This is a genomic window from Micromonospora sp. NPDC049047, assembly GCF_040649135.1.
GTDB lineage: Bacteria > Actinomycetota > Actinomycetes > Mycobacteriales > Micromonosporaceae > Micromonospora.
In genome coordinates, this window is record NZ_JBEZEY010000024.1 from 80,502 (window position 1) to 102,853 (window position 22,352).

Annotated in this window: 15 protein-coding genes; 1 reads left to right on the plus strand and 14 read right to left on the minus strand. The window is 73.6% G+C overall.

What is annotated here, in order from left to right:
* Nucleotides 1-10 precede the first annotated feature (10 nt).
* The 12 genes from AB0B86_RS28160 to recN form a co-directional block, all read right to left on the minus strand.
* The gene (locus tag AB0B86_RS28160; RefSeq protein WP_088990243.1) at nucleotides 11-934 is read right to left on the minus strand and encodes a ParA family protein; all 924 of its coding nucleotides are present in this window, start codon (nucleotides 932-934) and stop codon (nucleotides 11-13) included.
* Between the two features lie 180 nt (nucleotides 935-1,114).
* Nucleotides 1,115-2,080 carry a site-specific tyrosine recombinase XerD gene (locus AB0B86_RS28165; protein WP_357409952.1) on the minus strand — a complete coding sequence of 322 codons (966 nt, stop codon included), beginning with the start codon at nucleotides 2,078-2,080 and terminating at the stop codon, nucleotides 1,115-1,117.
* Nucleotides 2,081-2,118: 38 nt separating this feature from the next.
* A complete protein-coding gene (ald, locus tag AB0B86_RS28170) occupies nucleotides 2,119-3,234 on the minus strand; it encodes an alanine dehydrogenase (RefSeq protein ID WP_357420141.1) in 1,116 nt (371 codons plus the stop codon).
* A 336-nt stretch (nucleotides 3,235-3,570) separates the two neighbouring features.
* Complete coding sequence (locus AB0B86_RS28175; RefSeq protein WP_357409956.1) at nucleotides 3,571-4,176, minus strand: NUDIX hydrolase; 606 nt, start codon at nucleotides 4,174-4,176, stop codon at nucleotides 3,571-3,573.
* 55 nt (nucleotides 4,177-4,231) lie between these two features.
* Nucleotides 4,232-5,983, minus strand: a complete 1,752-nt coding sequence (locus AB0B86_RS28180) for a CTP synthase (RefSeq protein ID WP_357409958.1) — start codon at nucleotides 5,981-5,983, stop codon at nucleotides 4,232-4,234.
* A gap of 163 nt (nucleotides 5,984-6,146) precedes the next feature.
* Nucleotides 6,147-8,558: a hypothetical protein gene (locus AB0B86_RS28185; protein WP_357409993.1), complete on the minus strand. Its 2,412-nt coding sequence runs from the start codon at nucleotides 8,556-8,558 to the stop codon at nucleotides 6,147-6,149.
* A complete protein-coding gene (locus AB0B86_RS28190) occupies nucleotides 8,558-9,727 on the minus strand; it encodes a glycosyltransferase family 4 protein (protein WP_357420142.1) in 1,170 nt (389 codons plus the stop codon). Before AB0B86_RS28190 ends, AB0B86_RS28185 begins: the two co-directional genes overlap by 1 nt.
* Nucleotides 9,724-11,409: a lipid II flippase MurJ gene (locus AB0B86_RS28195; protein WP_357409962.1), complete on the minus strand. Its 1,686-nt coding sequence runs from the start codon at nucleotides 11,407-11,409 to the stop codon at nucleotides 9,724-9,726. The genes AB0B86_RS28190 and AB0B86_RS28195 overlap by 4 nt, the downstream gene beginning before the upstream one ends.
* Nucleotide 11,410: 1 nt before the next feature.
* Nucleotides 11,411-12,277: a hypothetical protein gene (locus AB0B86_RS28200; protein WP_357409964.1), complete on the minus strand. Its 867-nt coding sequence runs from the start codon at nucleotides 12,275-12,277 to the stop codon at nucleotides 11,411-11,413.
* Nucleotides 12,278-12,344: 67 nt separating this feature from the next.
* The gene (locus tag AB0B86_RS28205) at nucleotides 12,345-13,289 is read right to left on the minus strand and encodes a copper transporter (RefSeq protein ID WP_357409966.1); all 945 of its coding nucleotides are present in this window, start codon (nucleotides 13,287-13,289) and stop codon (nucleotides 12,345-12,347) included.
* A gap of 27 nt (nucleotides 13,290-13,316) precedes the next feature.
* On the minus strand, nucleotides 13,317-14,495 hold the full coding sequence (gene steA / locus AB0B86_RS28210; RefSeq protein WP_357409968.1) for a putative cytokinetic ring protein SteA: 1,179 nt from the start codon (nucleotides 14,493-14,495) through the stop codon (nucleotides 13,317-13,319).
* 119 nt (nucleotides 14,496-14,614) lie between these two features.
* Entirely contained in the window at nucleotides 14,615-16,372 is a 1,758-nt protein-coding gene (recN, locus tag AB0B86_RS28215) for a DNA repair protein RecN (protein ID WP_357420147.1), read from the minus strand.
* A gap of 89 nt (nucleotides 16,373-16,461) precedes the next feature.
* On the opposite strand from recN, the gene AB0B86_RS28220 reads away from it, so the two are divergent.
* Nucleotides 16,462-17,481, plus strand: coding sequence for a helix-turn-helix domain-containing protein (locus AB0B86_RS28220; protein ID WP_357409970.1), 1,020 nt, complete (start codon nucleotides 16,462-16,464; stop codon nucleotides 17,479-17,481).
* A 75-nt stretch (nucleotides 17,482-17,556) separates the two neighbouring features.
* On the opposite strand, the gene AB0B86_RS28225 is transcribed toward AB0B86_RS28220, so the two are convergent.
* Nucleotides 17,557-21,279 (minus strand): S8 family serine peptidase, encoded by a 3,723-nt coding sequence (locus AB0B86_RS28225; protein ID WP_357420143.1) that lies wholly within the window; start codon nucleotides 21,277-21,279, stop codon nucleotides 17,557-17,559.
* 158 nt (nucleotides 21,280-21,437) lie between these two features.
* Nucleotides 21,438-22,322: an NAD kinase gene (locus AB0B86_RS28230; RefSeq protein WP_357409974.1), complete on the minus strand. Its 885-nt coding sequence runs from the start codon at nucleotides 22,320-22,322 to the stop codon at nucleotides 21,438-21,440.
* Nucleotides 22,323-22,352 lie beyond the last annotated feature (30 nt).

Genomic DNA, 22,352 nt, shown 5'->3' on the forward strand with positions numbered 1-22,352 from the left:
GGCGTTCCGGCTACCGCTCCGACTGGGCGGCGATCACCTCGCGGGCCAGCTGACGGTAGTTGCGGGCGCCGGAGGACGCCGGGTCCATCGTCGTGATGGGCGCACCGGCCACGGTGGACTCCGGGAACTTCACAGTCTTGGTGATGACCGTCTGGTAGACCTTGTCGCCGAACGCCTCGACCACCCGCTGGAGGACCTGGCGGCAGTGCGTGGTGCGGCTGTCGTACATGGTGGCGAGGATGCCCTCGAGCTCCAGGTCAAAGTTGAGCCGCTCCCGCACCTTGTCGATGGTGTCCAGCAGCAGCGCCACCCCGCGCAGGCTGAAGAACTCGCACTCCAGCGGGATGAGCACGCCGTGCGCGACGGTCAGCGCGTTGATCGCCAGCAGGCCGAGCGACGGCTGGCAGTCGATCAGGATGTAGTCGTACTCCTTGCGGACCGAGCGCAGGACCCGGGCCAGTGCCATTTCCCGGGCGACCTCGTTGACGAGCTGGATCTCGGCGGCGGAGAGGTCGATGTTGGCCGGCAGCAGGTGCAGGCCCGCCACGTCGGTCTTGATCAGGACGTCCTCGGCGGTGACGTCGTCCTGCATGAGCAGGTTGTAGACGGACAGGTCGAGGTTGTGTGGGTTGACCCCCAACCCCACCGACAGGGCGCCCTGCGGGTCGAAGTCGACGAGCAGCACCTTGCGGCCGTACTCCGCGAGGGCCGCGCCCAGGTTGATGGTGGTGGTCGTCTTGCCGACGCCACCCTTCTGGTTGGCCATCGCGATGATGCGCGCCGGACCGTGCCGGTCGGTGGGCATCGGCTCAGGGATGGGCTTGCGCATCGTGTAGGCAGCCGGGTCCGCTGGACCCAGATCCGCACCGAGCGTGGCCTGCTGCTCGCGGAGCTCCGACGTCCAGGTCTCGGCACGGTCACCGTTGCCAGCCATGTGCTCGTTGCCCCCTCCCGACGACCCCACCCGGCGTCGGAGCCGTCCGACGTCCTTCGCGGCGCCGCTGCGCACCCCGGTCGTATCGCTCCAGGAGGTCCGCGCCGATGCCGACTGTACGCCACCGACCAGCAGGGGGTTCGGCACCGGCCCGGCGTGTCGGCGTCGACCGCGACCGGTTCAGCCCTGGGCGCGGGGGTGGGTGGTGGCGTACACCTCACGCAACCGCTCCACGGTGACCAACGTGTAGACCTGGGTGGTGGTCACCGACGCGTGTCCGAGCAGTTCCTGGACCACCCGCACGTCGGCGCCGCCGTCGAGCAGATGGGTGGCGTACGAGTGGCGCAGGGTGTGCGGGGAGACGGCGGCCGGCCCCTCGACCGGCAGCCCGGCCCGGCCGGCGGCGGCGCGCAGGATGCCCCAGGCGCCCTGGCGGGTGAGCGCGCCGCCCCGGGCGTTGAGGAAGACCATCGGGCTGCCCCGACCTGCGGCGGCCAGGGCGGGCCGGGCCCGGACCAGGTAGGCGCGTACCGCGTCGACGGCGTACCCGCCGATCGGCACCAGCCGCGTCCGGCCACCCTTGCCGCGCAGCAGCACCGTGCCCTCGTCGGTTTCCAGGTCGTCCACGGCGGCGCCGACCGCCTCGGAGATCCGCGCGCCGGTGCCGTAGAGGAACTCCAGCAGCGCCCGGTCGCGTAGCGCGAGGGACGCGTCGTCGCCGGTCGCGGTGATCGGGCCGGCGGTCTCCAGCAGGCGGACCACGTCGTCGACCGGCAGTGCCCGGGGCAGCCGGCGCGGCGGGGTGGGCGGGCGCACGTCCCGGCTGGGGTCGGCGCCGGCCAGCCCTTCACGCAGCGCGAAGCGGTGCAGGCCGCGGACCGCGCTGGCGGCGCGGGCGGCGGAGGAGACAGCCAGCGGCGGGTGGGCGTCGTCGCCCGCGCGCAGCCGGGCCAGGTGCGACTCGACGAGACCGGGGCCGACCGACGCGAGGTCGGTGACGCCGGCCGCGACCAGGGTGGCGAGATAGCGGTCCAGGTCCCGGCGGTACGAGGTGAGCGTGTTCGCCGACAGTCCACGCTCGACGGTGAGGTGGTCGAGGTAACCGCGCACGGCGCGGCGCAGCGCCGGCGTGGGCTGCTCGCCCACGCCGGCGGAGTCCGCGCTGCCGGTCAGACCGCCACCGCTCAGGCGAGTACGTCGGTCAACGGGAGCACGTCCATGCCGTGCGCCTCGGCGACCGGACCGTAGGTGACCCGACCGTCGTACGTGTTCAGGCCCAGGCCCAACGCCGGGTCGCGGCGCAGCGCCTCCTGCCAGCCGTGGTTGGCCAGCTCCAGGGCGTACGGCAGGGTGACGTTGGTCAGGGCGTACGTGCTGGTGTTCGGCACCGCGCCGGGCATGTTCGCCACGCAGTAGAAGATCGACTCGTGCACCTTGTAGACCGGGTCGGCGTGCGTGGTGGGGCGCGAGTCCTCGAAGCAGCCGCCCTGGTCGATGGCGATGTCGACGAGCACACTGCCCGGCTTCATCCGGGAGACCAGCTCGTTGGAGATCAGCGTCGGCGCCTTCGCGCCGGGCACCAGGACCGCGCCGATGACCAGGTCGGCGTCGAGCACGGCCCGCTCGACCTCGTAGGCGTTGGACGCGATGGTCTGCAGGTGGCCGCGGTAGATGGCGTCGGCCGAACGCAGTCGGGCCACGTTCTTGTCCAGCAGCAGCACCTCGGACTGCAGGCCGAGCGCGATCGCGGCGGCGTTCATGCCGGACACGCCGGCGCCGATGACGACGGTCTTGGCCGCGTACACGCCGGAGACCCCGCCGGGCAGCACCCCGCGCCCACCGCCGGTACGCATCATGTAGAAGGCGCCCACCTGCGGGGCGAGCCGGCCGGCGACCTCGGACATCGGGGCGAGCAGCGGCAGCGACCGGTCGGGCAGCTCAACCGTCTCGTACGCGATGCCGGTGACCCTGCGGTCGATGAGCGCGTCGGTGCACTCCTTGGAGGCGGCCAGGTGCAGGTAGGTGAAGAGCACCTGACCCTCGCGCATCCGGTGGTACTCCTCGGCGACCGGCTCCTTGACCTTGAGCACCAGCTCGGCGGTCTCCCACACCTCGTCGGCGGTGGCGAGGATCTGCGCGCCGGCGGCGGCGAACTCCTCGTCGGTGATGCTGGAGCCGACCCCCGCACCCGCCTCGACGAAGACCTGGTGACCACTGCGGGTGAACTCGTTGACGCCCGCTGGCGTGATCGCCACGCGGTACTCGTGGTTCTTGACCTCGCGTGGGATTCCGACCTTCACGATGCAGACACCTCTCTTCGGGGCTGCTCTCCCCCGACTGCTCGGTGCCGCGGCGGCCCCTTTGCCACCCCGGTCCACCGGTCCCGCCGGCGGCAGTCTAGGCGCGTCCGGTGCCGCCGCGAGCCAGCACAGTGGCATCCGGTGCCCGGGTGTCCTGACGGTGTGTCAGGGCACCGGGCCGCTTCGCCGGGGACATCGCCGCCGCCGTCCGGACGGGTTTGCCAATTATCGCCCCGGCCGCCGGCTGCCGCTGGGAACAGTCGGCAAGGGGCCCCGCGGCTGACCGCGGGGCCCCTTCGCGCGTACTCCCCGCTGATGCGGGACCGGCGGCGACGCTCAGCGGGGCAGCGGCGCGTCCGCCCGGCGCAACGTCGACCAACCGGTGTCCCGGGCGCGGGCCGCGGCGAGCAGCCCGGCCACCGCGGACGCGTTGGTGATCTCGCCGGCCAGGACCATCGCGACGGCCTCGTCCAGGTCGATCCGGACGATCTGGAGGTCGGCTTCCTCGTCGTGGCGCTCGTGCCGCTCGTCGGCCGGCACCTCGGCGAGGTCGCGGGCCAGGAAGACCCGCACGACCTCGTTGGTGAACCCGGGTGAACTGTGCAGGTCGACGAGCACGTCGACCTGCCCGGCGGTGAGGTCGGCCTCCTCGGCCAGCTCCCGCAGCGCGGCCGCCGGCAACTCCTCGCCGGAGACGTCCATCAGCCCGGCCGGCAGCTCCCACAGGTGTCGGCCGACCGGGTGCCGGTACTGCCGGATCAGCACCACCTGGCCGACGTCGTCGAGCGCCACCACGGCCACCGCCCCGACGTGCCGGACGAGGTCACGCACCCCCGTGCCGCCGCCGGGCATTGTCACCTCCTCGGTGACCACGTCGAAGATCCGCCCCCGGTACCGCTCCGTGCGGGACCGCACCTCGTAGCGGTGCTCGACCCCGCTCACGCCGTCGTCCCGCCGCGCCGCACGACGACGGATGACACAGTGCCGGTTCGCTCGCTCACGACGCGGACGCGGCCTTCGTCGCGGCGCCGTTGCGGGCGGACTTGCGCGTCGTCGGGGCCTCGGTTGCCCCGTCCAGGTCGACAGGCAGTTGGTCGGCCTGTGAGTACGTCACAGCGGCCTTGACGAACGAGGCGAACAGCGGGTGCGGGCGGGTGGGTCGGCTCTTCAGCTCCGGGTGCGCCTGGGTGGCCACGAAGAACGGGTGCAGGCTGCGGTCCAGCTCGACGAACTCGACGAGCCGACCGTCCGGCGAGGTGCCGGAGATGCGCAGGCCGGCCTTGGTCAGCGCGTCCCGGTAGGCGTTGTTCACCTCGTAGCGGTGCCGGTGCCGCTCGCTGATCTCGACGCTGCCGTACGCCTCGGCGACGATCGAACCCTCGGTCAGCGTCGCCGGGTAGGCGCCGAGCCGCATGGTGCCGCCCAGGTCGCCGCGCCCGGCGACGATGTCCTCCTGGTCGGCCATGGTGGCGATGACCGGGTGCGCGGCCTGCTCGTCGAACTCGAGCGAGTTGGCGCCGTCCAGGCCGGCCAGGTGCCGGGCCACCTCGATGGTCATGCACTGCAGGCCGAGGCAGAGGCCGAGCAGCGGAATGCCGGCCTCGCGGGCGTACCGGGCGGTGCCGATCTTGCCCTCGATGCCGCGGACGCCGAAGCCACCGGGGATGAGGATGCCGTCCACGCCGGCCAACGCCGCGGCGGCGCCGGCCGGGGTGACGCACTCGTCACTGGGCACCCAGCGCAGCTGCACCCGGGCGCGGTGACCGAACCCGGCCGCCCGGATCGCCTCGCTCACCGACAGGTACGCGTCGGGCAGGTCGACGTACTTGCCGACCACCGCCACGGTGACCGTGTGCCGGGGCCGGTGCACCCGCTCCAGCAGGTCGTCCCAGCTGGCCCAGTCCACGTCCCGGAAGGAGAGGCCGAGCCGGCGTACCACGTACGCGTCGAGCCCCTCCCGGTGCAGCACCTTCGGGATGTCGTAGATGCTCGGGGCGTCCGGTGCGGCGACGACCGCCTCGGCGTCCACGTCGCAGTAGAGCGACAGCTTCTCCTTGAGCTTCACCGGGATCTCCCGGTCGCAGCGCAACACGATGGCGTCCGGCTGGATACCGATGTTGCGCAGCTGCGCCACCGAGTGCTGGGTCGGCTTGGTCTTCAGCTCACCCGACGGGGCCAGGTACGGCACCAGCGAGACGTGCAGGTAGAAGCAGTTGTCCCGACCCAGGTCGTGGCGGACCTGGCGGATCGCCTCCAGGAACGGCAGCGACTCGATGTCGCCGACGGTGCCACCGACCTCGGTGATCACCACGTCGGGGAGTTGGCCGTCCTCGTCCGGGTCGGCCATCGCCAGGATCCGCGACTTGATCTCGTTGGTGATGTGCGGGATGACCTGGACGGTGTCGCCGAGGTATTCCCCGCGCCGCTCCTTGGCGATCACGTCGGAGTAGATCTGGCCGGTGGTGACGTTCGCCTTGCCGGACAACGCCCGGTCGAGGAACCGCTCGTAGTGCCCGACGTCGAGGTCGGTCTCGGCGCCGTCCTCGGTGACGAAGACCTCACCGTGTTGGAACGGGTTCATCGTCCCCGGGTCGACGTTCAGGTAGGGGTCGAGCTTCTGCATCACCACCCGCAACCCGCGTGCGGTCAACAGGTTGCCGAGGCTGGAGGCGGTGAGGCCCTTACCCAGCGAGGAGGCGACGCCCCCGGTGACGAAAATGTGCCTGGTCGTCCGTGCTGATGGGGCCAAGGCCTGCTCCCGTGTCGTCTGTCGCGGTCATGCAGACCGCCGTGCTTGATCAGCTCAGTGATCACGCGATCCACGGGATTCGACGGTAACACCTCCCGGGCGGGTACTCGCAGGCCGCACCCCGGCTGCGACCCCACCGGGTCGTCCGGCCGAGGGCCGGCGCTCAGGAAGCGGCGACCTCGGTCGATGACCTGTCGACCTGCCGGGGTGGCACGGGCAGGGTCGCGGAGGTGTCCGCGGTCGGCCCCACCGGCCCGTCGGTGTCGGCCGAGGGGTCTTCGGCGACGCCCGAGGGGACGTCGGGTGTCTCCGGTCGCGTGCGCGCCTGGGGTGCGCCCGCGGGCGGTGCGCTGATCGGACGGGGGTGGACCGCGCCCAGCGGCCCGCCACCACGGGTCGGGCCGTCACCCCCACCGACCGGACCGACCCCGCCGGACCCCGGATCGTCGGCACCGTCGGCGCGGGAGCGTCCCGGCAGCGGGCGGGTCCGGTCGGCGGCATGTCCGAGGACCCGCAGCGACGCGAGGGCGGCCATGGGCACCACCAGGGCGGCGGCCGCGCCCAGCACGTCGAGCGCCGCGCCGTCGAGCACCCCACCGAGTACGGCGGCGACCACGGTGCCGGCCATCGCGGCCCGCACCGCCGGGTAGATGCCGAACAACCGCATCAGCCCACCCCACGGCTGCAACAGGGCGAACCACACGAGCAACCCGCCCACCAACGCCAGCACGGTCAGCGGGCTGTTGACCAACGTCTCGAAGTTCTCCGTGCTCGATCGGTGCACGGTGAACCCGCCGGTGCCGTCGCCGAGCGCGGAGAGGAACCGGCCCAGGCTGCCCCGCTCGGCCGCCGAACGCCGCAGGTCCACCACTGCGAACCCGATGCCGACCGCCAGGGCGGCCATGGCGGCCCAGGCCAGCCGGCTGATCGTCAACCAGCCACCGGCGCTGATCACGGCGGCGACGCTCACCCCGGCGGTGAGCGCGATCGCGCCGACCGGGTCGGCACCCAGGAACGGGCTGCCCACCACCACCACGGCGAGGCCACCCACGGCCACCATCACCGCGGGCCGCCAACCGCGGTGCACCCGCTGGGCGAACCAACCCCCGGTGAGCAACGCCCCGGCGAGGAACACGCCCAGCCCCACAGTGCTCAGCCCGGCGTACCGGCCGCCCTGCAACGCGGAGTAGCCGACCACGCCGTTGAGTTGGAGGCTGGCCCCGGTGAGCACGTCCAGCCCGACGACGAGCGTGGTCAGGCCGGCCACCGCGCCCAGGGGGCCGAGGGTGCCCGCGTAGCCGGGGAGGAACCGGACCGCCGCGGTGCCGGCGGCCACCAGCAGCCCGGTGATCCCGGCGAACAACAGGCCGGGGTGCTCGCCACCCCACCAGGGCACCGCGTCGGCGAGCAACGCCGCCGGCACCGTCAACGCCCCGGCGACCAGCAGCAACTCCGCCACCGCGGCGACCCGCCCGGGAACCGCCGTCGGGCCGGTCGGCCCGGCGTGCGGGCGGGCCCGGCGCAGCAGCGGCAGGACCGCCAGCGCCAGCAGCACCTGCACTCCGGCGAGCAGCGTGAAGAACCGGCCGGAGACGCTCCGCTGGGCGGCCGCCTCCCGGTCGGCGTCCGCCGGGGCGCTTATCGCCTCGGCGAGGTCGGCCGGACGGCCACCGGTGCTCAGCGCCGGCCGGCCGAGGAAGAGCCGTTCCGGCATCGGCCGGCCCAGCGCGGCGAGGGCGGTCGGCGCGAGGTCGACGAGTTGCAGGTACCCGTCGCGGCCGGTGCTGGCCGAGGTGAGCCACCCCCGTTCCCAACCCGGACCGTCGGCGACCGCCACGTGCAGCCGCGACGGCTGGGCGGTGTCGGAGATCCCCGCGACCAGCACCAACGACCGCGGCGGACGCGCGTCAAGCACCCGGGCCAACTGGGCGTCCGCCGCCCGGGCCTGCGCGGCGCGCGACGCCGGATCGATCCCCTCGACAGTGCCGAGGTCGACGATGCTCAACACGCACGAACCGAGCAACACCCGCGGATCGGCAGGCAGCGCCGAGGCGTACCTGTCGACGCGGCCGAACGGTCGGGCCGCCGCCACTGCCGCACCCGGACCCACGGCGACCGAGCAGCGGACCGACTCCGACAGCGAACCGGGCATGGCACCCCAGGACAGGCGCTGCTGGTTGTACTGCACCACGCTCTCCTGGTCGGGCAGGTTCGCGCCGATGCCGTCGGGTTGTTCCACTGCCACCCCGGACGTCGGGCAGCCCTCCGGCGGCCGACTGCCGTTCCACGCGGCGAAACTGCCCGCGCCCAGGGTCAGCCAGCCGTCCACCGGGCAGGTGGGTCGGTGCGCGGACCGCACCGACAGCGAGCCGATCGACCCCTGCTGGGCCATCCGCCACAACGTCGGAGTGCGCTGCGGATCGACGTCGTCCCAGCGCAGCCCGGCGATCCCGGCGAGCACCACGAAGTCGGCACTGCGGTGCGGGGTGCTGCGTGGTGGGCGGGCGGCCAGCGCGGTGACGCCGAGCGCCACCACGAGCACCGTCAGCAGGGCGGGGGCGATTCGGCGCAACATCACCGGTGTCCCGTTCTCGGGGCGTCGGAGCCCGGGGTGGCCGCCGGGCCGGTGGAAGGACCGGCCAGTTCGGCGTAGAGGTCGGCCAGCGCGGCGACGGTGTCCGCCTCGGTCGGCCACGTCGCCGCCCGGTCGGCGCCCCGCCGGCCCAGCTCGGCCCGCGCCGCCGGGTCGTCAAGCAGCGCACGTACCGCCGCGTCGACAGCGTCCACGTCCCCGGCGGGGACCAGCGTGGCCGCGTCGCCGACCAGCTCCGGCAACCCGCCGACCGCGGTGGCCACAAGTGGTACGCCGGCGCGCAGCGCCTCCTGGGCGAACAGCTGCCGGGCCTCCCAGTCGCTCGTCACCACCGCGAGGTCGGCGCCGGCGAGCAGGTCGGCCACGTCGGTGCGGTGCCCCAGCAGGGTCACCGGTGCGCGGGCCGCCGAGGTCCGGGCGGCAAGCGGCAGGTAGGCCGGGCCACTGCCCGCGATCACCACGACCGGCGGTGGGGTACGCGTGCGCCACCGGGCCGCCGCGTCGATCAGCACGTCGTAGCGCTTCTGCGGGTGCAACCGGCCGACCGAGAGGACCAACGGTTGGTCCGGGCGTACGCCGAACTCGGCGCGTACCGCCGCCGGACGTCGACGCGGCGGGGGCAGCGTCGGGGCGGCGACCGGGGCGAGCCGGGCGTCGGCGGCGCCCACCTCGGCGGCCCGGCGTACCAGGTCCGCGGAGGCGCCGAGCGCCACCCGGACGCCCCGGGCCACCACCCGTTCGACGAGTCGGGACACCCCGCCCCGCAGACCCCCCGCGAGCACCGCGTTGTGCCAGGTGACGACAAGCGGGGCGGCCGGACGGGCCAGCACGGCGACCAACCCGGCCCGCAGGCCGTGCGCGTGCACCACGTCGACGTGCGCGGCGGCGAGCACCCGCCGCAGCGCGATTACCGCCCGGGCGTCGGCAGGCGTCGGGCTGGCCGGGATCTCCACCGGCGCGAAACGCGCGCCGACGCCGGTGAAGTCGAACTGTTCCTGGGTGGCCGCCGGTCCGCAGACCAGGACTGTCGCGCCGCCCGCGACGAGGCCCCGGGCCGCCGAGCGCACGTGCTGGCCGACGCCGCCGGTGCTGGACGCGAGCACCAACGCGACGCTGCCCGACCAGCTGGTCGGCAGAGCTGGCTCAGTCATCGCGCTGCCGTCTCCTTCCCGTCGCCCCGCCGCGGAGAGATCGACGTCGATCCGCCGTCCCCGCCTCGTGGCCCCCGCCGACGCAGACGCCGCAGCACCCCGGCGAGCAGCGGTCGCACGTCCCGCCGGTCGACGAACCAGACCACAGCGAGGAACACCGCCCCGACCAGAACCCCGGACAGCATGCCCTGACCGAGTGCCGCCGCCGTCGTCGGGGTGCTGCCGCCGGGTGTGTCGAGCCAGCGGGTGACGCCCAGCCCGGCGAGCGCGGCGAGCCCACCGGCGAGGCCACCGGCCGCCCCGGCCCGGACCGCGCCGGCCAACGCCGGCCGGCCGGCGCCGCGCGCCACCGCCAGCAGCAGCAGCGCCCCGAGGATCAGCATCCCCACCGAGTTGGCGGACGCCACCGCGAGCACCCGGTCGGCGGTGGGCAGCAGCGCCGACAACGGCAGCGCCACGGCCGGAACGACAAGCCAGCCGAGGGTGATCGCCACCGTCGCCGATCGGGTGTCGCCGCGCGCGTACAGGGCGCGGGACAGGACCGCGAACAAGCCGTAGCCGAGCAGGCCCGGCGCGAAGCCACGGATGGCCGCCGCGGTGGAGGCCGGGTTGTCCGGATAGAAGAGGTGAGCGATCGGCTGCGCGGTGCCGATCAACGCCGCGACGCCCAGGCAGCTGAAGAGCAGCACGCCGCGCACCGCGCCGGAGAGGGTACGCCGGTATTCGTCCTCCTCGCCAGCGGCGCTGGCGGTGGCAAGCGTGGGATAGGACGCGACCGCCAGTGGCACGGCGAGGACCGCCCACGGCAGCAGGTAGATCGCCTGGGCCAGGTTGAACACCTGGGGGGAGCCGGTGGGGCCGCCGGAGACCCGGTTGAGGACCACCAGGAGCGCGACCTGCTGCGCCGCCACCGTCACGGCGCCGGCCGTGGCGAGCCCGCCGATCCGGGCCCGCGCGTCGGCGGTGAAGGTGTACCCGAACCGGGGCCGCACCCGCAGCCGCCGCAGCGGGATCAGCAGGGAGAGCGACAGCACGACCACGCCCAGGGTGGTGCCGCCGGAAAGGAGCAGTTCGCCGGCGCGGCCGACCTGGGCGACGGACACGCCCCGCCCCTGGGCAGCGCCGAAGGCCACGTAGACGGCGACCACCGTGAGGCTGGACAGCAGCGGTGCGATGACGGGCCACGCGAAGCGTCGGTGTGCCTGCAGGACGCCGGTGAGCACGATGCCGATCCCGTAGAGCGGCAACTGTGGGGCGAACACCCGCAGCATCCGCGCGCCGGCGGCGAGTTCCGCCGCCGACCGTCCCGCGCTGATCACCGAGATGATCGGGTCGGCGAACAGGACGACGAGCACCGCGAGCGGGACCAGCAGGCTCACCGTCCAGGTGAGCAGGGCGCCGGTGGTCGCCGCCACCGCCCGCCGGTCGTCCGCGGCGACCGCCCCGGCCAGCAGCGGCACGACCAGGCTGGCCAACGCCCCGCCGGCGACGATCTCGAAGACGATGTTCGGCACCGTGTTGGCGATGACGTACATGCCGCCGAGGTCGCTCTGCTCGACCACCCAGGTGAACACTGCGGTGCGGCCGAAGCCGGCGAGCCGGCTGGCCACGGTGAGGACGGCGATGAGCGCGGCTGCCCCGGCCAACCGGCCGGCGCCGGCGAGAGGTGCCGGTCTGGTCACGTCAGTCGGCGCGCCGGCCCAGTGCGTCGAGCTCCCGCAGCCCCGGGGTCCGCTGGATCACCGCCGTGAAGCTGACCTTCTCGCTGGTGGCGGTGAGGCCGGCGAGCAGCGCGAGCAGACCGGCCCGCCCGAGCGGGCCGCTGCGGGCGGCGAGCGCGACGCCGAGCAGCGCCCCGAGCGCGTTCGCGCCGCTGTCGCCGAGCATCACGTCCTCGGCCAGGTCGTCGCGGAGCAGGCCGGCGGCGGCACCGGCCGCGCCGGCCGCGATCCCGCCGTGCGGGCCGCCGGTGAGCGGCGCCGCGAGCAGCAGCCCGGACTTGAGGGCGCGGCCCGGCCGCAGGTCGAGCAGATTGAGCAGATTGGCGGTGCCGGCGATCACGCCGGCGCCGAGCAGCACGTCGACGCCGCGGCCGAACGCGCCGTGCCGCTGCCGGCGGGGGTGCGCGGCGACCCGGGGGTCGGCGGCGAGCAGCGCGGCGGCACCCAGCCCGGCGGCGCCCACTCCGACGACCTTGACCAGCCCGGCGGTGATCCGGCCCGCCCGCAGTGCGGCGAGGTGACCGGCGAAGCCCTTTGCCGCCTTCTGCTCCGGCCGCGCGCCGACCACGTCGTCGTACAGGCCGACGCCACCAGCGCCGAGCCCGGCGACCAGGGTGGCCGCACCGGAGGCGCCGCTTGTGGCACCGAACGCGCCGACGGCTGTCGCCCCGGCGGCGAGCGCCGGGCCGGCGGCCAGGGTCACCGTGCGGCCCCGGAAGTTGGTGCGCTCGAGCGCCGGCCCGGCCGGGGAGATGCGCACCTCGCGCAGCGCGTACCGGGCCGCCGCGGCACCGGCGCCGGCGATCAGCAGCCGGCCCAGCGTGCTCACGCCGCCGCCCTGCGGGACCGCCGGCTCGCGCCGGCGTCGGTTACGGACACGGGGGTACGTCGTTCGCTCACTGGGGCAGTCTAGGCAACAGGCCGGAGGCGGCGTTGTCGCCGACGCCGTACTGGCCGGCCTTCTTCTCGGTGAGCTGCTGCACCAGGGCGAGGGCGGTGACCAGTTGGCCCTGCACGGTGTTGGCGTTGTCGACGGTGGAGATGGTCTGGGAGAGCACCGGGTCACCGCGGACCACGGAAACCAGGTTGCCACCGGCGGAGCCGTTGCCGGCCACCACTATCGCCCCGGTCCGGTCGAACTGCTCGGCGATCTTGACGACCGACTCGTCCCGCTTGTCGGAGTCCTTGTCGACGTACGGCTGGCCGCTGACCACGACGACGGCCTCCGCCGAGGCGGTCACCTTGTTGCTGTCGGTGGTCAGGTAGCCAGCGTTGTTGTAGGCGGCGAGCACCGCCCGCCGGTCGGCGTCGCTCACCGGCGCGACGCCCTGGGACCGGTCCAGCAGGACGCTTGCCAGCAGCGCACTTGAGGTTTCCACGCCGTGCCCGTTGCCCGGCAGGCCAGTGGTCTGCGCGGTCGGGCGGGCCGCGGTGACGGCCAGCTCCAACAGGTTGGAGTTGTTGTCCGGGTTGATGAACTTGTCCTGCAGGTCGACCTGACCGGTGATGGTGGCGCCGGCCTGCTGGAGCTTCTTGAGCACGCCCTCGGTGTGGTTGCGCCCGTTGGGCAGGCCGAGCACCACGACCCGGCGCCCGGTGAGGGTGCCGGGCAGGAAGACCTGGGAGATCTCCTCGGCGAACTCCTCTTCCAGACCGAGCTGCTTCTCCATGCTGTTGACCTGCTGACGCAACTGCTGGTTGTCCTTGCGCAGCCCGGTGACCTGCTCCTTGAGCGAGTCGGCGACCGGACCGTTGAGGGCGGCTGTGCCGACCACCAGGCCGATCGCCAGAGCCAGGAACACCGCGGTGAGGGACACCACGTGGTAGCGGAAGTTGATCACGCTTGCAGCCTCTTGATCGGTCGGGAACTAGAAGAGCCGGTACAGCTGGAACACGAAATTGTCCCACCACTCGGCGACCACGCCGAGGTACGCCTTCCCGACTGTCGAGACAGCCACCGCGGACGCCATCGCCGCGATCGCCGACAGCACCAGCAACAGCAGCGAGGACCCGGAGATGCTCTGCCGGTAGAGCCGGCTCACCCCCTTGGCGTCGACAAGCTTGCCGCCGACCTTCAGCCGGGTCAGGAAGGTCGAGGCCATCCCGCCGCGCCCCTTGTCGAGGAACTCGACAAGTGTGGCGTGGGTGCCGACCGCGACCAGCAGCGAGGCGCCCTTCTCGTCGGCGAGCAACATGGCCAGGTCTTCGCTTGTCGCCGCGGCCGGGAAGGTGATCGCCGGCACGCCGAGGCCGTTGACCCGGGGCAGACCGGGGGCCCGCCCGTCCGGGTACGCGTGCACGATCACCTCGGCACCGCAGCGCAGCACGTCGTCGGTGACCGAATCCATGTCCCCGATGATCATGTCCGGGGTGTACCCGGCCTCGACGAGCGCGTCGGCCCCGCCGTCGACGCCGATGAGCACCGGCTTGAACTCCCGGATGTACGGCCGCAGCACGTCCAGGTCGGCCTTGTAGTCGTAGCCGCGCACCACGATCAGGCAGTGCCGCCCCTGGATCTGGGTCTCGATGTCGGGCACACCCACCCCGTCGAGCAGCAGGTCGCGCTCCTGACGGAGGTAGTCCATGGTGTTGGCGGCGAACGCCTCCAACTGCACCGACAGTCCCTCCCGGGCATCGGCCATCGCCTTGGCGACCGACTCGGCGTCCTGCAGGCTGCCGTGGGCCACCGGCTCGTCACCGGCGAAGACCGTGTTGCCCTCGATGCGCACCTGGTCGCCCTCGCGGATCTGCTCGAAGACGCCCTCCCCGAGGTCGTCGAGGAGCGGAATGCCGGCGGCGACAAGCACCTCCGGGCCGAGGTTCGGGTAACGGCCGGAGACCGAGGGCTTGGCGTTGAGCACCGCGGCGACGCCGACCGCGACCAGCGAATCGGCCGCCACCCGATCCAGGTCGACGTGGTCGATGACCGCGATGTCGCCGGGGCGCAGCCGACCGACCAGGCGTTTTGTCCGGCGATCAAGGCGCGCGGTGCCGAGGACTCTGCCCGGTTCGGAGTTCCGGTTCCGGCGCAACGTGGGTAGACGCATCGTGACCATCCTGGCATGTGAGGCAGGCTTTTCTGTCGCGACATGCCTGAGCAGGGCCGCCTACCCAGGGAAGCACACACCGGCACAAGCCGGTGTGCTTGCGCTCACAATACGCGGCGTCACAACCGCCTTTCCTTGGCGGCCACTGCCAAAAGCTCCTCGGCGTGGGCGATACCCAAATCTGAATCGGGCAAACCGGCAAGCATCCGGGCCAACTCCCGGGCGCGCTCGGTGTCCTCCACCACCCGCACCCCGCTTGTCGTCACCGCGCCGCCGGTGTCCTTCGCCACCACCAGGTGCCGGTCGGCGAACGCGGCCACCTGCGGCAGGTGCGTGACCACCAACACCTGGTGGCTGCGGGCCAGCCGGGCCAACCGGCGGCCGATCTCGACCGCCGCCTGGCCGCCGACGCCCGCGTCCACCTCGTCGAAGACCAGCGTGGGCGGGCCGCCAGAGCCGGCGAAGACGACCTCGATGGCGAGCATCACCCGGGACAACTCACCGCCGGACGCGCCCCGCTGCAACGGCAACGACGGAGCGCCCGGGTGGGCCAGCAACCGCAGCTCCACCTCGTCACCGCCGTCCGCGGTGACCCCCACCTCGACACCGTTCACCGACAGCGTCGGCTCGGCGCGACCAGCCGGGCGGGGCAGCACCGCCACCTCGATCCGCGCGTGCGGCATGGCCAACCCGGCCAGCTCGACGGTGACCTGGTCGGCGAAGCGGATCGCCGCCTCCTGCCGGGAGGTGGACACCCGCCCGGCCAGATCGGCCACCTCGACGGCGAGCCGCTGGCCGTCCCGCTCCAACTCGTCGAGCAGATCGTCGGAGGTGTCCAGGTCGGACAGTCGGGTGCGGGCCCGATCGGCCCAGGCGATCACCCCGTCGACATCGTCGGCGTACTTGCGGGTCAGGGCGCGCAGCGCCGCCCGCCGCTCGTAGACGTGCTGCAACCGGGCCGGGTCCGCGTCGAGCGTCGCCAGGTACGCCGACAGCTCCGCCGACACGTCGGTGACGAGCGTGGCCGCCTCCTCCAGGCGGGCCGCCAGCTCACCCAGCGCCGGGTCGGTGCCGGACTGCGCCTCCAGGGTCCGCCGGGCGGTGCCGAGCAGCGCCGCCGCGTCCGGGGCCTCGTCGGTGGCCTCCACACCACCGGCGACGCACTGCTGGGCGATCTGCGCGGCAGTGCGCAGCCCCTCGGCGTGCTCCAGCCGCTGCGCCTCGGTCTTCAGCTCGTCGTCCTCACCCGGCTGTGGGTCGACCCGGGTGATCTCGTCGAGGCCCAGCCGCAGCAGGTCGGCCTCCTGGTTGCGCTCGCGGGCGTTGCGCCGCCGGTCGGCCAGGTCGTCGACCACCCGACGCCACCCGGTGTACGCCTCGCGCAGCGCGTCGAGCAGCTTCTCGTGCGCGGGCCCGGCGAAGCGGTCCAGCGCGGCGCGCTGCTCGGCCGGGCGCAGCAGCCGCAGCTGGTCGGACTGGCCGTGCACGGCCACCGCCTGCTCGCCGACCTCACCGAGCATCGACACCGGCATGCTCCGGCCACCGACGTGGGCGCGGGAGCGCCCCTCCACCGTGACAGTGCGACTCAGCAGCACCGAGCCGTCCTCGTCGGGCTCGCCACCGGCCTCGGTGATCCGCGCGTGCACGGCGTCGGCGACCCGCCCGTCCAGGCGCAACCGTCCCTCGACCACCGCCCGCCCGGGTTGGGCGCGGACCCGCCCGGCGTCGGCCCGACCTCCGAAGAGCAGGCCGAGGCCGGTCACCACCATGGTCTTGCCCGCACCGGTCTCGCCGGTGATGACGTTCATGCCGCCGGTCAACGGCAGCGTGGTGTCCTCGATGACGCCCAGTCCGGTGATGCGCAGCTCTTCCAGCACAGCCACCGACAGTAGACGCGAGGCCCGACAGTTGACCAGCCGACGGGCCCGGGTGAGGCCGCCACCCGGCCGCCGTACAGTTCTGCCCCGTGTTGGATGTGATCGGCCTGACCACGGCTGAGGAGGAGCTCTACCGCTGCCTGCTGCAGCTCACCACGGCCCGCATCGACGAGTTGGTTCGCCGGTTGAACCGACCCCGCGACCAGGTCGTCGCCCAGGTCGGCGCGCTGCGCGCCAAGGGCCTGGTGCAGCCCACCGACGACGACCCGGACGCGCCGCTGCGCCCGACCGCCCCGGACGTCGCCCTCGGCGGGACGCTCCTGCGCCGCCAGGAGGACCTGGAGGCGGCCCGCCGACGGGTCACCCAGCTGGCCGAGGAGTACCGGTCCGGGTTGCGCAGGCACCACGTCGACCACCTCGTCGAGGTGATCGCCGGCGCCCGGGTGCTCCGGGACCGGCTGCGCGATCTGCAGAACGCGGCACGTACCGAGGTGCTCTGGTTCTGCCGCGCCAACCCCCTCGCCATGGCCGGCCCGGAGAACGTGGAGGAGTTCGACGCGCTCGCCCGAGGGGTGAGCTACCGGGCCATCTACGAGCGTGACCTGCTGCTGGAACCGGGCGCGTTGGCCGACCTGGCCAAGGGTGTCGCCGCCGGGGAGCAGGCCCGGGTCCTGGACCGGCTGCCGGTCCGACTGGCCATCGTGGACGCCCGCATCGCCATCTGCCCGCTGGTGCCCGACCGCGACGGCGGCGAACCGAGCGCCGCAGTGATCGGCCGCAGTCAACTGCTCGACGCGCTGCTCGCCCTCTTCGAGAGCCACTGGCGGGTGGCCACCCGGTTGCGGCTCGACGATCCGCTCGCCGCCGCGACACCCGACGCGCGGCGCCCGGATCCCACCGACCACCAGTGCGACGGTTATCAGCCGGACGCCGACGAGGCGCGGCTGCTGTCGCTGTTCGTGGCCGGCGTACCGGACAAGTCCATCGCCTCCCAGCTCGGGGTGAGCCGGCGGACCGTGCAACGGCGGATCGCCGACCTGATGTCCGCCGCCGGGGTGGACACCCGCCCCGGGTTGGCGTTCCAGGTCGCCCGACGCGGCTGGCTCTGACCCGGCGGGGGCCGCCGTCGACGGACGGCGGGCCCCCACCGGGCGGGACGGCTGAGCCGCCCCGCCCGGATCAGGTCAGCGCAGCCCGTACGCCTGGAGCACCGTCTGCTCGACGCTGTTCCCGGCCCGGTCCGTGGCGTGCACCCGCAGCGACACCGTGCCACGCCCCGCCGGCACGGTCGCCGTGTACCGGGTGCCCGACCCCGAGGTCGGCGCGTTCCGCCAGGTGACGCCCCCGTCGAAGGAGACCTGCACCCGGACGCTGGTGCCGGTCGGCGCGGGCACCCCGGCCGGCTGGCGCAGCGTCACGCCCACCTTGTGTGGCCGGTTGCCCGGCACCGTGCCGAGCAGGTCGGCCGGCACCCGGTAGTCGACCTGCAACAGCGACAACGGGGTGGCGGCGTCGCCCGCCGGTCGGGCCGAGGTGAACTCCCAGGCCGTGTCGGTCCGGGTGGCGTAGGCCCACTCGGCCGAGGACCGTTTCGTGCTCAGCTCCAGCCGGTAGCGGGCCCGCGCCGCGGTGGTGGGCACCGGGGCCCACCCGCCGGACAGGTCGGCGAGCGGCTTCCCGTCCCGGCTGACCCGGACCTCGACGGTGTCCGACTCCTCACTGCCCCCGGCCGGGCCGTAGTGCCCCTCGGCATCGACGAACTCCGGCACCCGCAGGTCCAGCGTGTCCCCGGTACGCGTGGGCACCGGCACCGCGCCGCCGGCCGGCACGGCCGGCCGGATCACCGGGGCGTGCCAGGTCTCGCTCACCCGGTCGGCAGCGGAGTACCGCCGGGGCTGCTCGGCCAGACCACCGGTCAACCGCCCGTCGCCCATGAACGTGATCTTGTGCATGACCTGGTGCTGCCACCAGGAACCGTCGGCGCTGACGAACTCCTGCCGGGTGCTGCCGGCACGTACCAGCCGCTGGTTGTCGTTCCAGGAGGTCTCCTGCCACGGCCGCCAACCGAAGCGCTGCTCGCTTGCCCACTCGCCGCCGACACCCGCGTAGCTGGCGGTCACCTCGGCGGTGTTCTGCGCGGTGACCTTGTGGATGATCCGCTCCGGGACCCGTCCCTTCGAGACCTGCCACACGTCGTACAGGTAGGGACTCTGCACCGTCAACGTCAGGTCCAGCGTCGTGCGGCCCTTCCGGGCCGCCGCGATCACCTGCTGCCCGTCGTCGTACGCCACGGCCAGCGCCGGGATGGGCAGCCGGTCGCCCAGCGGGGTCCAGGACGTCCACGCGCTCTGGTCGGCCGGGCGGACGATGAGCGCCACCTTCGCGCCGGCGGCTGCCGCCGCGGCGATCTGCTCCTCTTCCGAGGCGTCCGGGCTGGTGGTGAGCAGCGCCGCGGCGCCACGGACCCGGGCCAGCTCGGCGGGGGTGCCGGTGCCGGCCCAGACCAGCGGCAGCCGCTGCCGGTCCGACGGCGCCGGTGAGTAGCCCATCAGGTTGATGTCGAGCGGACCGGACACTCCACTGACCTTCGCGTCCACCATCGGCGCGACAAGCTGCCAGCGCGACGAGAACTCGAACTCGCCGGCGCGCACCGGGCGGGTCGGGGTGACGTTCACCTGTTGGATGGTGCTGAAGGTCATCACCCCGTGGTCGACCTGCCGGCCGTTGCCGAAGACCCGGTGCTCGTAGAAGCTGATCGTCGCCTGCTGCTCGGCGGGCTTCGGCGTCTCGATCCGCACCGGGGTGCCCTTGCGCGGGTCGAGCACCACGGTGAGGTCCCGGTCGACAAGCAACTCCGGGTCGGTGACCAGGGTGATCTGCTCGTCCAGCGGGGCACCGTGCTCGATGAGCGCCTCGAGCAGGTACGGGCCCTCCTCTACCTGCAGTTGCACCTCACCGCCGACCCAGCCGAGCCAGTCCGATTCGGGCTGCTCGCCGAAGAGGGTGAGCACCGACGCGAATCCCGGCTGGCCCTGCAGGTCGAGCGCCCGCACGGTCACGGTGTGCAGCGGGCCGCTGAGGGTGAGCGCGACAGCGGTGCGCACCGCGACGCCGTCCGCGCCGGTGGCCACCAGCCACCCGCCGTGCAGACCACGGTCCAGCTTCGCCGGGTCGGCGCGCAGCGGCACGGCGACGCTGCCGCCGGCCGGCACTGTCACCTCGGTGCCGCCCAGGGCGACCCCGTCGGCCTCGGCCGCGCCGGTGTCCAGGTTGCGCAACTCCACTGCCAACCGCAGGGTCTGCGGCGTCGTGCTGCCGTTCGTGTACGTCACGGCCCGCTCGGCGACCGCACCGCCGGTGCTGAGCCGACCGAAGTCGGCGGTGCCCGACGCGTACACCCGCTGGCCGAACGCCCGGGCCACATCTACCCGGCCGCCGCCCTGCTCGAAGACGGTAAGCGCCGGGTTCGCCTTCGTGGTGCTCACCAGCGCGTCCTTGAGCATGCCGGCGGTCCAGTCGGGGTGCTCCTGCGCCAGGATCGCCGCCGCTCCGGACACGTGCGGGGTGGCCATCGAGGTGCCGTTCGCGGTCGTGTAGGAGTCGCCCACCGGCGTACCCATGCTGGTGCCGGCGGCCCGCGCCGCGACGATGCCGACGCCCGGCGCGGTGATCTCCGGCTTCAGGCCGTTGTCACCGAGCCGCGGGCCCCGACTGGAGAACGACGCCAGGTTGTCGTCGCGGTCCACCGCGCCGACGGTAAGCGCCGCGGCGGCCGCGCCCGGAGCGCCGACGGTACGCGCCGCGCCTTCGTTGCCAGCCGCGACCACGAACAGCGCCCCGGTCTCGGCGGTCAACTCGTTGACGGCCTGGCTCATCGGGTCGGTGCCGTCGGTCGGGGATCCGCCGAGGCTCATGCTCACCACCTTCGCACCGGAGTGGGCGGCCCACTCCATCCCCGCGATGATCGACGAGTCGGAGCCGGAGCCGCTGTCGTCGAGCACCTTGCCGATCAGCAACTGCGCGCCGGGAGCGACGCCCTTGCGTAGACCACCGGACGCCGCGCCGCTGCCGGCGATCGTCGACGCCACGTGGGTGCCGTGGCCGTGCCCGTCGCGGGGGCTGCCCAGGCCGGAGAAGTCCCGCGCCTCGGCGATCCGACCGGCCAGGTCGGGGTGGGTCGCGTCGACGCCGGTGTCGAGCACCGCCACCTTCACGCCGGTGCCGTCCCGGCCGGCCGCCCAGGCCGCCGGGGCGCCGATCTGCGGCACGCTGTGCTCAAGCGCCGGGTGGACCTTCCCGTCCAACCAGATCCGGGCGATGCCGCTGCCCAGTCGGGGCTCGGCGGTCGTGCGTCGGGTGTTCGGCGAGCCGGCGAGCGTGCTCCACAGGCCGCCGAGGTCACCCTTGCCGATCCGCAGCGCCGCGCCGTTGATGCTCGCCAGGGGGCGGGCGTCGGTGCTGCCGGCGAGCGGCCGGACCCGGCCGGCGGCCGGCTCCTGGTACCGCACGATGAGCGGCAGGTCGCCCTGCGCGGCGTCGCCATAGCCGTCGGCGGCCAACTCCTGCACGTCGAACAGGTGGGGATCGAGCACCCCCGCGGACAGGTACGGCATGACGTCGCTGGGCAGTACGCGCAACCCGCCGTCGACCTGCACCGTCTGGAAGGTGACCCGGTTGCGGCCGGGACCGGGGCGGACGCTGGCGGTGACCCGGCCGGGTGCCGCCCGCAGCAGGTCGACCTGGTCGCCGGTGATCAGGGTGATCCGAACGGGCGCGGCGCCCGAGGTGGGCGTGCCCGGTTTCGGGTTGGTGGGCCGGGCGGACGGGTCGGCGGACGCCGGTGCGGCGAGGCCGACCACCAACGCGCCGACCGCGCCGACGGCGAGCCAGCGGGGGGACCAGTGCATGCGATGTGCTCCTCTACTCCTCCAGGCCCGCCATCCGTGGATGAGGGCCGATCGGAGTCTGCGTCGGAGCCTGTCACCAGGTCACTAGTCGCCAGCCGCCGCAGCGGCGACATGTCGTCAGGTGGACAACCGTCGTCCACCGACGGTGTACGCCGTCGTCACCGGCGGCTGCCGCGCCACCCGTGCACGGGAAGGCCGAACTTGGCGACCAGCCGATCGGTGAACGGGCGGGCCCGCAACCGCACGATGCGCACCGGCAGGGCACCTCGACGCACCGTCACCCGGGCACCGGGGGGCAGGTCGTAGACCCGCCGCCCGTCGCAGGACAGCACGGCGAGGGTGGTGAACGGGTCAACGGTGATCACGAAGGTGGACGTCGGGGCGGTGACCAACGGGCGGCTGAACAGCGCGTGCGCGCTGATCGGCACCAGGAGCAGCGCCTCCACCTCCGGCCAGACCACCGGGCCGCCCCCGGAGAACGCGTACGCGGTGGAGCCGGTGGGGGTGGCGCAGACGACACCGTCGCAGCCGTAGCGGGACAGCGGCCGCCCGTCCACGTCGACGAGCAGTTCGAGCATCTGCGCCCGCTCGCCCTTCTCGATGCTGATCTCGTTGAGCGCCCAGGACTCGATCGTCGGCCCACCGTCGAACTCGGCTGTCACGTCCAGGGTGAGCCGCTCATGGACCGTGTAGTTGCGACCGACGACATCCCGGACCGCGCTGTCCAGGTCGTCGATCTCCGCCTCGGCCAGGAAACCGACCTTGCCGAGGTTGATGCCGAGCAGCGGCGCCTTCGCCGGCCGGGCCAGTTCGGCGGCGCGCAGGAAGGTACCGTCCCCACCGAGCGCGAAGACGATCTCGGCGCCCTCGGCGGCCTGCGGGCCGGCGACCGGCACCACGCCGGGCAGGTCGAGGTCGTCGGCTTCGTCGGCGACCACCCGTACCTCGAAACCCGCGGCGATCAGGTCGGCGGCGACCGACCGGGCGTGCTCGGTGCTACGCCGTCGGCCGGTGTGGGTCACCAGCAGCGCGGTCCGGCTCATCGGGCCACCCGCCCGTCCGCACCGAGGCGG